A 10,238-nucleotide genomic window follows, 5' to 3' on the forward strand; every position below is an offset into this window, starting at 1 on the left:
TCAATCCCGCATACCTCAACCCCATATCCTGCGGCAGCCCCAGCATGATGTTCATGTTCTGTACCGCCTGGCCGGATGCGCCTTTTACCAGGTTGTCTATGGCTGAGATTGCGATTATTCTGTTGGTTCGCTCGTCGTGGGCGAGGCCGATTTGGCAGCAGTTCGAGCCCATGACGCTCTTTGTCTGCGGATACTGCCCTTTCGGCAATACCGCCACGAAGGGTTTATCTTTATAGAACGACTTGTAGAGGTCGATCAGCTCATCAAGGTTTACGGTGGTGGCCGCTTCCGCATAGGCCGTCGTCAAAATCCCGCGGCTTATCGGCATAAGGTGTGGTGTAAATGAGACTGTTATCGCCTCACCCGATATATCCGACAGGTATTGCTCGATTTCGGGCGTATGCTGGTGCACGCCACCGACTTTGTAGGCGGTAAGGCTCTCATCGACCGCGCAAAAATGCGTGCCCGGCTTGGGGTCACGCCCGGTGCCGGATACACCGCTTAAGGAATCTACGATAATCCCGCCGGTCTTGGCGAGCTTCTCCGAAAGAAGCGGGGCCAGTGCAAGTAACGCGCTGGTCGGGTAGCATCCCGGATTTGAGATGAAATCCGCTTTCTTTATTTTTTCTTCATATAATTCAGGAAGGCCGTAGACGGCTTTCCCGATAAGCTCCGGGTTTGTGTGACGTGTTTTATACCAGGATTCGTACACCGCAACGTCCGAGAGCCGGAAATCGCCGCTTAAGTCGATTACTTTGTGCCCTGCGTTGAGCAGCTCGGGAGCGACCTCCGTGGCCTTTCCGTGCGGGAGCGCCAGGAAGAATAGATCGGCTTTTCCGCTTGCCGTATCCAAATTATACGCCTCGTATACGGCATCGCTTATCCCGGTAAACTGGGGATAAAGATCCCGTACCGCAGTGCCCTGATACCGGTTTGCGGTTATGTACTCGATTGACATCTCTGGATGCACCGCGGCCAGCCTGATAAGCTCCGCCCCCGTGTATCCCGATGCCCCGATTATACCGACCTTTACTGCCATGACCGCTCCTTTCTCTCGATGTTAGTTAAAAAGCATATAATATACCATATGATAGCATAATCGGCGTATTTTATGCAACACTAAACCATATATTTTCGATTAATTTTAAAGATTATATGTATAAATAAGGAAGTTTATGCGCTCGCTCACAATAATTCGGGTTATTTGCCCGAAATAGAACCCAACTGGCTTCTAAAGATTGAACATGGGTTCTGCAACCCCGCCGTGCAAAATCGTCCTTCGTACCTTTTGGGCTGAGGGAATACTCTGGTCGCAGGCGATTACCGAGCTTTCAACGAGGGCGCTGCCTCCAATATTGCACTTATCCCACACGATGCTATTGGAGATTTCGGCTTTCGGTCCAATGATCGAGCCCTCGCCGATGATCGCGTAGGGGCCGATCTTGGCGCCACGCTCGATGCTCACGTTTTTGCCGATGAGCGCCGGCTCCTCTATCTCAACAGTCAGGTTGATTTCAGCGGATTCGTTTATCCATATGTTGTCCCCGACAAGGCGACCGTCGATGGGCATCCCGGTCTTGCCGCTTATAGCGTCCTTGTTGGCCTGGATATAGCGCTCAATCCGGCCGATATCCGCCCAATACCCGTCCGCAAAATGCGTGTAAAGCGAGCCCTCGCCGGCAAGAGGTATCAGTACTGATTCAAGAAGGCTTGAATATCCCTGCGGTATCATGTCGACGACCGATGGTTCAAATATCGCTATCCCCGAGTAGACACCCGTTTTAGTCTGGTCCCCGGGTACTTTATGAAGGAGTATCCTGCTATCAAAGCCCACGCCGATCTCCTGGAAATCCGGGTCTTTGGGTGGATTTACCATTACAAGCGTGGCTTTTGCGCCGCTGTTTTCGTGAGCTTCAATCGCCCCGCCCAAATCGATGTCGGTAGCGATGTCGGTATTCATGAGGATAAACCTGTCACCGGCAAGAAGTCGCGCTATTTTACGCATGGCCCCCGCGGTACCCAAAAGCTCTTCTTCCAGCGAGTAATGAACGCGCATCTTCCATCGGCTTCCGCCGCCCACAACGTCCTTAACTTCATCGGGAAAGGAATGCAGATTAACAAACACTTCCTCGACACCGTTGGGTTGCAAAAGCTCCAGCAGCCTAACAATAGACGGCCGGTTTGCAATGGGCATCAGGGCTTTCGGTTTTGTGAGGGTCAGCGGTTTCAGTCTCTCCCCAAGACCCGCCGCAAGTAGAAAAGCACGCATATCGCGTTAAGTATACACCCTGCGATGGGTGGGATGTAGTGTTATGCTCGAACTTGTGCTCCCAGTTCTTTCTCGAGCTTTCTTATGATACGTTCCTGAGCGTCCAGGGCCTCCTGGTCGGTTAGCGTGCGGTCGGGTGCGCTGAAGAGCATCGAGTAGGCCATACTTTTCTTGCCTTCCGGGACGCCTTTGCCGGTATAAAGATCGAACAACCGAACCTGCTTAAGCAACGAGCCGCCCGCCGATTTTATAACATCCAGCACCCGGTCGTTTGAAATCGAACCGTCGACGAGAATCGCTAGATCGAGCGATATGCCCGGGTATTTTGGTATCTCGGTAAATCCCTTGACCGTGTTGGCCTTATCGATGAGCTTATTAAGGTTAAGCTCGGCGACATAAGCCCTCGGTACGTCATAGGCCGCCTGCACCTCCGGGTGAATTTCGCCGAAGAAACCGATGGACTCGTCGCCGATAAGAAGCTCGGCGCTGCGTCCCGGATGAAGGACCGGGTGCGTGAACTGACGTACCGACCAGCCCTCGGCATCGACCTCATCTAAAACCGCCTCGATAACGCCCTTGAGATCAAAGAAGTCGACACTGCGCGCCTTTTCATACCACTCGTCGGGTATCCGGGCGCCGGTCATGGCAATGCTTACCATTGTCTCCTCATCCGGCAGCTCTTTGCCTTGTTCGTGCCAGAAAATATGGCCGACCTCATATATCTGTACGTCGTATTGCTCTCGGTTGACATTATATTTAAGCACCTTTAGCAAATTGCCGATGAGGGTCGTGCGCATCACCGAAACCTCTTCGCTGAGCGGGTTCATCAGGCGAACGAACCAGCGCATGGGGTCACCTTCCGGAACTTGCAGCTTGTCGACATCATGCGGGTCGGTAAAGCTATAGGTTATTACCTCCGACAGCCCCGCCGCCACCAAGCGCAATTTTATCGACTCGGCAATCTTCTGCCTGAGGCTTAATCCCCCCTGCTTATCGCCGCTCTCGGGGAGACTCGACCTGATGTTGTTGTAGCCGTAAATCCTGGCGACTTCCTCGATGAGGTCGATCTCGCGCTCGAGGTCGGGCCTGAATGTCGGAACGCTCACCCACATCTCGGTTGTCCTATCTATCACCTCAGGCGTAAACTCAAGCCGCCTACAAATTCTCGATATTTCGTCAACGCCCAGTTTGGTGCCTAAGATAGCGTTTACCCTATCCGTCCTCAGCGGCAGTCTCTTGGGTAGTATCACGCGCGGATAGACATCAACAACACCCTTATTTACGATGCCGTCTGCCAATTCTTCCATGAACCTTGCCGCGCGGTCGGCCGCGTAAACGGTGCCGTTGGGGTCTATTCCCTTTTCAAAGCGTGAAGACGATTCGGAAAGCAGGCCGAGGCTTCGCGACGTCCTCATTATCGACGTCGGCTCGAAATATGCGGATTCAAGAAGGATATCTTTGGTCCCATCCGATACCTCCGTGTTCTCGCCGCCCATAACACCGGCAAGCGCGACCGGCCTGTCGGCATCGGCTATAACCAGCATAGTATCGTCAAGCTCGCGCACAACGCCGTCCAGCGTCTGCATGTGCTCGCTATTTTTAGCCCGGCGCACGATGATCTTGTGCCCGTGCAGGGTATTGAAATCAAAGGCATGAAGCGGTTGCCCCGTCTCAAGCATCACGTAGTTGGTGATATCAACGATATTGTTGATCGGGCGCATACCTGCCTTTTGCAGGCGTTCCTGCATCCAGGTCGGGCTGGGGCCGACTTTTACGTTGCGGATAATCCTTGCCGAGTACCTCGGGCAAAGGTCCGGGTCGAGAATTTCCACGCCTGCCACATCGGAAGCCTTCTCCGTCGATTCGGTCACGGTAACTTCCGGCTTGTGCATCGTGCGCTGGGTAATCGCGCCGACTTCACGCGCCATGCCGATCATAGAGAGGCAGTCGGGGCGGTTTGGCGTTATCTCAAGCTCAAGGACGGTATCATCCAACCCCAAGGCCTCAGCCAGGGGCTTTCCTGCCTCAACATCCTCGGGAAGAATGTAAATACCGCTGTGATCCGCCCCCATCCCAAGCTCGGCCCGCGATGCGAGCATGCCGTATGAGGTAACACCCCTCAGCTTGGCGGGCTTAATCACCAAACCGTTTGGAAGGTGTGCGCCGATTAACGCAACCGGCACTTTGTCGCCTGGTTTGATATTCTTGGCGCCGCACACGATCTGCAGCGTCTCCGGTTGGCCGATGCTCACCGTCGTAACGCTGAGCTTATCCGCATCCGGGTGCGGCTTTACATCGAGCAGCAACCCGACTCTGACATTGTCGAGCCCTTCTCCCAGGGTTTTTATGCTCTCAACAGCTGTTCCCGTTAAGTTAAGCAGCTCGGCAAGTTCATCGGGGCTTACGTCAACATCTATATAATCTTTCAACCAATTTATAGGAACTAACATTCTCTATCCTCCTCCTAAAACTGTTTAACAAACCTCATATCGTTTTCGTAGAACATCCGGATATCCGGGATGCCGTACATGAGGGATACGATGCGTTCTACGCCCATGCCAAACGCGAAACCGCTTACTTCTTCGGGGTTGTAGCCGACTTCGATGAGAACGTTGGGGTCGACCATCCCGGCGCCCAGCACTTCGAGCCAGCCGCTGCCGCACAGCCTGCAGCCCATTCCGCTGCAGATTCCACACGATACGTCGACTTCTGCGCTCGGTTCCGTAAACGGAAAGAAGTGCGGGCGAAGCCTGATCTTGCGGTCCTTGCCGAACATCTGCCGTGTAAACTCCTCAAGCGTGCCTTTAAGGTCGCCGAAGGTAATATGCTTATCCACCGCCAGTCCCTCTATCTGGTGAAACATCGGGGTATGGCTGGGGTCGGCGACGTCTCTTCTAAACGCCCGACCGGGGGCGATGATATAGACCGGCGGCTGTTGTGACTTCATCACTCTTATCTGAACCGGGGAAGTATGCGTACGCAGCACGATGTCGTCATCCGCCGGTTGGACGCTGTGTTTCTTGATATAGAATGTATCCTGCAGTGTTCTCGCCGGATGGTCGGCCGGCGTATTAAGGGCTTTGAAGTTGTAATAGTCGAGTTCAATTTCCGGGCCCTCCGCCACTTTGTATCCTAAACCGATGAATATATCCGTAATCTGCTTTATCGCCTGCGAAATCAAATGCCTGTGGCCGTAGACGGGCTCGCGTCCCGGAAGCGTTATATCGATGGTCTCGGTTGCCAGGCGCTCGGCGACTTCGGCCCTTGTAAGCTCCTCATGCTTGGATGCGATGTCGCTCTCGAGTTTCTGCCTGACCTCGTTTGCGACTTTGCCGGTCTCTTTTCTCTCTTCGCCAGAGAGCTGTCCAAGGGTTTTTAGCACTGCCGTGACCTTGCCTTTTTTGCCCAGGTACTCAACCCTGACATCGTCAAGCTCTTTTAAGTTGGAGGCCTGTAAGACTGCCGTCTCCCCTTCTTTTAATATTCTCTGCAGATCTGCCTGGGATGACACGTTATTCATCACCTTCCCTCGTTTTATGTCGAATATAAAAAGTCCTTTCTCGCATATAAGGACGAGAAAGGACCCGCGTGTACTTTAAACCCCGGTCCCCGGCCTCCGGACCCCGGACCCTGATCTAAACAGTAAGTTTTTCTTTTGCTAGCGTTGCAAGCTCTGCAAAAGCTTCCGGGTCGTGAATCGCCATATCGGCGAGGATTTTTCTGTCGACCTCGATTTCGGCCAGCTTAAGACCGTTTACCAGGCGGCTGTATGAAAGGCCGTTAAGCCTTGCGCCCGCATTAATCCTTGCAATCCAGAGCTGCCTAAAGTCGCGCTTTTTGGCTTTCCTATCCCTATATGCGTATGACAGGGAGTGGAGCACCTGCTCGTGCGCCGCCTTATATTGCTTGCTTTTCGCGCCGCGATATCCCTTTGCCAGCTCTAATACCTTTTTATGCCGTTTCTTTGTGCTTTTCGCATGTCTTGTCCTTGGCATTAGCTGTCAACTCCTTTACAACAAAATTGCTTACATCCCCATTATGCGCTTGAGATTTCTCTCATTCGTCGTGTCAACTACAGCGTCTTTGCGTAGATGCCGTTTGCGCTTGGTACTCTTCTTGCCAAGAATATGGCTTGTAAAGGCATGCTTATATTTTAGCTTGCCCGTACCTGTAACCTTGAAGCGTTTTGCCGCTCCGCGGTGGGTTTTCATCTTCGGCATAACTTGCTCCTTTCCAGCTTGCACTTCGTGGGTTGCCGTTATGACAACAACCTCACCTAGCCCCAGACATGGCATCTGTTTGGGACGATAATTCAAGCACTTATAGTGATAAAGTGATTATCTTAAGTTGCGGTTTACCTTATTCAGGCACAACTGCCTTCACTATCGGGGCCAATACCATAATCATATTTCGCCCATCCAGCTTCGGGTATGCTTCAACCTTACCCAGTTCACTTACTTCTTCAACAATCCGATCGAGAAGCTTTCTGCCAAGGTCTGTGTGGGCCATCTCGCGGCCCCTGAACATTATGGTTACCTTGACTTTTGCGCCATCCTCAAGAAAACGCACGATGTGTTTTTTCTTGACCTCGTAATCGTGGCTGTCGATTTTAGGGCGGAGCTTCATCTCCTTGAGCATCATCGTCGCTGAGTGCTTCTTTGCCCTCTTCATCTTCTGGGTCTGCTCGTACCTGTACTTGCCGTAGTCCATAATCCTGCAGACCGGCGGGTCGGCTTGCGGAGCGACCTCCACCAGATCCAAACCCGCATCATAAGCGATTCTCAGAGCTTCGTCAGTCGGTTTAATACCTAGCTGAGTCCCATCATCCGAGATAAGACGAACCCTTGGGGTCCGAATTTTCTCATTTACTCGCGCATCTGTTGCGATGCTTTACCACCTCCTTGGTTATTGAACATGTAATTAAATATCAAATAATAAACATTAAATAAGACTATCACGAAAAAAGGTAGACAGCAGTTGCTGCCCACCTTACGTGGTTCCACAATCAAACCCGTTCGACTGCTCTAATTTAACGCATCTCGGGGTGAGAAGCAACTTAAAGACTTCTTCTTTCCTGTATTTGATTTCGACGTAATTTATACACTTATAAATCCTAATACTCTACCAATCATCAGTTGACCGGCATGAAATTAGAAATTAGATCGAACAATAGTATACTATGTTATCTTTTATGTTGTCCAGCAAGTTTTTATCCCTTACGCTTGTTTTTCTCCTCCATCGGCGGCCTTTATCGACGACTCTACCTCCGGGGGCTGCATGGCTGTCTTTAACTCAGCGATAAACGCGTCCAGTGCAACAGGGCCGCGGTTTCCGGTGCGGTCGCGAACGGCAACCTGGTTGTTCTCAATTTCTTTATCGCCGGCCACAAGCATGTAGGGCACTTTCATAAGCTGTGCGTCTCTTATCTTTTTGTTGACGGATTCCGTGCGCAAGTCAACCCGCACCCTCGCACCGATATCCCGTAACTTCTCGGCCACAGCCAAACAATAATCGTTGTGGCGATCGGCTATCGGCAGGACAACAACTTGATCGGGGGCTATCCATACCGGGAAAGCGCCGGCATAGTGCTCGATAAGCACGCCGATGAAGCGCTCGAGCGAGCCTAAAATCGCCCTGTGTATCATAATCGGACGGTGCTCCCGGTTGTCGGCGCCAACATAAGTGACGTCGAACCTCTCGGGGAGGTTAAAGTCCACCTGGATGGTCGTGCACTGCCAGCTTCTGCCCAGCGCATCGCGTATTTTTACGTCGATCTTCGGACCGTAGAAGACGCCTTCACCCGGATCGATCTCATACGCGAGGCCCGCTTTCTTAAGAGCGGAGCGCAGCGCGTTTGTCGCCTTATCCCAGTTCTCCTGCTCGCCGACGAACTTCTCCGGCTGAGTTGAGAGATAGACGTCATACTGATCGAAGCCGAATTTACGCAGCATGTAAAGCATAAGATCGATAACCGAGAGTATCTCTCCCTCGATTTGCTCGGGCGTGCAGAAGATATGCGCGTCGTCCTGAGTAAACCCGCGAACCCTCAGCAAACCGTGAAGAACGCCGCTTCTCTCGAAACGATAGACCGTGCCAAGCTCGGCCCAGCGCAGGGGTAGCTCGCGGTAGCTTCGCTTGTGGCTCTTATATATCTTGATGTGGCCGGGGCAGTTCATCGGCTTTACGACGTAGTCCGTGCCCTCGACCTCCATCGGTGAGAACATGCTTTCGCGGTAGAAATCCCAGTGGCCGCTCGTACGCCACAGGTCGACCTTGGCGATGTGGGGCGTCATAAGAAGCTCGTAGCCGCGCCTGAGGTGCTCGTTTTTCCAGAAATCCTCGATAACCTTGCGCAACATCGCGCCCTTGGGATGCCAGAGCGGCAATCCCGCGCCAAACTGATCATCGATGGTGAAAAGGTCGAGTTCGCGGCCAAGCTTTCTGTGATCGCGCTTCTCGGCTTCCTCGAGTTTTTCGATGTGCTCTTTGAGCGCTTCTTTAGAAGCAAACGCCGTGCCGTAAATCCTCTGGAGCATGGGACGGGTTTCGTCGCCCCTCCAGTACGCGCCGGCGACGCTTAAGAGCTTAAACGCCTTGATCCTGCCGGTCGATGGGATATGCGGGCCGCGGCACAGATCGACGAACTCACCATCGCGATAGACGGAAATCGTCTCATCTTCTAAACCCTCGATGAGTTCTAGCTTAAACGGCTGATCTTTAAATATCTCGCGCGCTTCGTCCTTGCTTACGGTCTGGCGCTCGAATGGGAAATTCTGTGAGATAATATTTTTCATCTCGTCTTCGATTTTCGAAAGGTCATCCACAGAGATGCGCTCCGTAAGGCCGAGGTCGTAATAGAACCCGCCTTCGATGGTCGGGCCGATGCCAAGCTTGGTGCCGGGGTAAAGACGGCTTACCGCCTGCGCCATAACGTGCGAAGTGCTGTGGCGCAGGATGTCGACGCCCTGCTCAGCATGATCGGTTACAATAGAGACGGTGTCGCCCTCGTTCAATTTCGTGCTCAAGTCAACCAGGTTATCGTTAACTATGGCCGCTACAGAAGCCTTTTGCAGCCGCGGCCCGATTGCCCCCGCCAGGTCATAAGCAGTGCCCCCCCGGTCAAGCTCGATCTTCGCCCCATCCGGCAGGGTAACAGTGATCTTTTCCATCTATACCTCCGTTTTGTTGTGATAATAGTTCTGTTTGTGATAATAGCAGACACAGACTGTGATGTATCGTTCTTAAGTGTAGGGGCCGAACCGCCTATTGAATCCTTATGCCTAGTTAAGCTTATTATACCGTTCTATTAAGGAGTTTTCTTCCTGCCGCTTCGCTTCATATGCCTTACGCATGGCTTCATACTCACCGACTTTTTTATTGAATGCGGCTATCTGCGAATTATATGTCGCAACCAGGTTGTTGTGCTTTGTAACAAGGCTGTCATATGTCGCAATATCGGTGTCTTTGGCTGCTTCAATCTGGCTCTTTACTTGTTTGATCGAGCTCTTGGTCTGGTTTATCTGAGCCCTGTCCGCCTCGGTAGCGGCGTAAAAAGCATCCAACTGGCTCTTCATCTGGCTTAGCTCGGGTTTGTATTTGTTAATGCTTGCCAACATTGAATTAAGGTAATCCGCCCTATATGAGCTGATGGACGCGCTGTAGTCGATATCAACCGGCACTCCATAATAGCTGTAGCCGAAGATATCGGCGTTGTTAAGCATATCATCGTTTCTCACATCGCTCAAATAGATGTACGAAGGCCTGAGCTTGTAAAACGTTGCACCCTTTGATTGGCCCCATGTCGGGTCGAACGGAATCCAACCGTATTTCTTCGTATACGCCTCCACCCAAGCATGACCTTTCGTCGCGGCCGTGCGCTCGGTCGTTATGCCGCCGATACAGCGCGCCGGTACCCCGTTCGCCCTGCAAAGCGCCACGAACAAGTCGGCAAACTCGACGCACACACCCT

At 52.4% G+C, this 10,238-nt stretch carries 9 protein-coding genes; all 9 read right to left on the reverse strand.

All coding sequences use genetic code 11. The features are described 5' to 3' along the window. A partial coding sequence (gene argC / locus COY37_RS09675) for an N-acetyl-gamma-glutamyl-phosphate reductase (protein WP_286977398.1) occupies positions 1-1,039 on the reverse strand: 1,039 nt, incomplete at its 3' end. Between the two features lie 192 nt (positions 1,040-1,231). After that, positions 1,232-2,269, reverse strand: a complete 1,038-nt coding sequence (locus tag COY37_RS09680) for a nucleotidyltransferase family protein (RefSeq protein WP_286678135.1) — start codon at positions 2,267-2,269, stop codon at positions 1,232-1,234. Positions 2,270-2,310: 41 nt separating this feature from the next. After that, complete coding sequence (gene pheT / locus COY37_RS09685) at positions 2,311-4,719, reverse strand: phenylalanine--tRNA ligase subunit beta (RefSeq protein WP_286678136.1); 2,409 nt, start codon at positions 4,717-4,719, stop codon at positions 2,311-2,313. Positions 4,720-4,733: 14 nt separating this feature from the next. Further along, positions 4,734-5,789, reverse strand: coding sequence for a phenylalanine--tRNA ligase subunit alpha (gene pheS, locus COY37_RS09690; protein ID WP_286678137.1), 1,056 nt, complete (start codon positions 5,787-5,789; stop codon positions 4,734-4,736). Positions 5,790-5,904: 115 nt separating this feature from the next. Then, complete coding sequence (gene rplT, locus COY37_RS09695; protein WP_286678138.1) at positions 5,905-6,264, reverse strand: 50S ribosomal protein L20; 360 nt, start codon at positions 6,262-6,264, stop codon at positions 5,905-5,907. A gap of 30 nt (positions 6,265-6,294) precedes the next feature. Continuing rightward, a complete protein-coding gene (gene rpmI / locus COY37_RS09700; protein ID WP_286678139.1) occupies positions 6,295-6,489 on the reverse strand; it encodes a 50S ribosomal protein L35 in 195 nt (64 codons plus the stop codon). Positions 6,490-6,628: 139 nt separating this feature from the next. Continuing rightward, positions 6,629-7,156, reverse strand: a complete 528-nt coding sequence (gene infC / locus COY37_RS09705; protein WP_286678146.1) for a translation initiation factor IF-3 — start codon at positions 7,154-7,156, stop codon at positions 6,629-6,631. Positions 7,157-7,485: 329 nt separating this feature from the next. Beyond that, complete coding sequence (gene thrS, locus COY37_RS09710) at positions 7,486-9,438, reverse strand: threonine--tRNA ligase (protein ID WP_286678140.1); 1,953 nt, start codon at positions 9,436-9,438, stop codon at positions 7,486-7,488. A gap of 111 nt (positions 9,439-9,549) precedes the next feature. After that, on the reverse strand, positions 9,550-10,238 hold a 689-nt coding region (locus tag COY37_RS09715), incomplete at its 5' end, for a transglutaminase-like domain-containing protein (RefSeq protein WP_286977402.1).

Source organism: Candidatus Aquicultor secundus (assembly GCF_002791875.1).
In the GTDB taxonomy this organism is placed as follows: domain Bacteria; phylum Actinomycetota; class Aquicultoria; order Aquicultorales; family Aquicultoraceae; genus Aquicultor_A; species Aquicultor_A secundus.